This window comes from Mesorhizobium sp. M1E.F.Ca.ET.063.01.1.1, from assembly GCF_003998155.1.
GTDB lineage: Bacteria > Pseudomonadota > Alphaproteobacteria > Rhizobiales > Rhizobiaceae > Mesorhizobium.
Genome location: NZ_RZSC01001675.1, coordinates 1 through 420 on the forward strand (window position 1 = coordinate 1; position 420 = coordinate 420).

General features: G+C 65.7%; 1 pseudogene. It reads right to left on the reverse strand.

What is annotated here, in order from left to right:
- Window positions 1-380, reverse strand: a pseudogene (locus EOA29_RS40370) (hypothetical protein); the annotation flags it as partial.
- Window positions 381-420 lie beyond the last annotated feature (40 nt).

The following is a 420-nucleotide window of genomic DNA, read 5'->3' on the forward strand; positions in this document are numbered from 1 at the left end:
CGCTCTCTCGCTGAGATAGCCTTGGCTCGCTCCTGTTCGGCCGCGTCGCGCTCAAGGCGAACTTTGTTGAGGTCCTCACGGGCGGCGACTGCTGAAGCGTGTTCCCGTGCCAGCGCCTGCGCCGTCTCGCTTGCGGTCTGCTCGACCCGTTCTCGCGCTGTGGCTGCGCCGGTCCGTTCCCGCTCGGCCGTATCCGCGATCGCAGCCTTGGACAGCTCCATTTCGGCGATGTCGCCACGAAGATCTTTCGACTTGCGACGCTCCTCCTCAAGCATGCCGCTCGCTTGCGCCAGCGAATCCTCGGCTTTGCCGCGATCCTCGGCAGCTTTGGCCCCAAGCTGTTCAATTTGCGCCCGCGCTTGCGACAGGTCGCGCATCATCCGTTCGGTTCGCTGGCGTTCAAGGCGGGCAGCGGGCCTC